This is a genomic window from Mycolicibacterium llatzerense (assembly GCF_000878195.1).
In the GTDB taxonomy this organism is placed as follows: Bacteria; Actinomycetota; Actinomycetes; order Mycobacteriales; family Mycobacteriaceae; genus Mycobacterium; species Mycobacterium llatzerense.
In genome coordinates this window covers 1-648 of sequence record NZ_JXST01000099.1, presented here as the reverse complement: position 1 = coordinate 648, position 648 = coordinate 1, and the positions used below count along the sequence as shown (strand labels likewise).

Annotated in this window: 1 protein-coding gene; it reads left to right on the top strand. The window is 67.3% G+C overall.

Annotated elements, in window-relative coordinates; all coding sequences use genetic code 11:
* Window positions 1–648 (top strand): oxidoreductase (locus tag TL10_RS29345; RefSeq protein WP_043988457.1); only part of this gene is annotated, 648 nt, incomplete at both ends.

The window sequence follows — 648 nt, the reverse complement described above, 5'->3', positions numbered from 1 at the left end:
CCGGGCCGGTCGCCAACTCACGCACCAACAAGGCCAAGGCCCTGGCACCGGTGCGGTTCTTCAACCCGCTGTCGATGCGGTTCGCCCGCAAAGCCACCCGTCAGGACATCGACGACGTCACGGCCGCACATGCCAACGCCGCCAAGCTCGCGATCGAGGCCGGCTTCGACGCCGTCGAGGTGCACCTGGGCCACAACTACTTCGCCAGCTCGTTCCTGTCCCCGCTGATCAACAAGCGCCGCGACGAGTTCGGCGGCTCGCTGGAGAACCGGGCCAAGGTGGCCCGCGGGACGGTCCAGGCCGTCAGAGAAGCCGTCGGCAACCAGATCGCGGTCATCGCCAAACTCAACATGAGCGACGGCGTCCGCGGCGGCATCCCGATGGAGGAGTCGCTGCAGACCGCCAAATGGCTGGAAGAAGACGGCGCGCTGGACGCGCTGGAACTGACCGCGGGCAGCTCGCTGGTCAACCCGATGTACCTGTTCCGCGGCGACGCACCCGTCAAGGAGTTCGCCGCCAATTTCAAGCCGCCGATCAGCTGGGGCATCCGGATGAGCGGCCACAAGTTCTTCCGCGAGTACCCCTACCGCGAGGCCTACCTGCTGCGCGACGCCCGCCAGTTCCGGGCCGAGCTCAAGATGCCGCTGA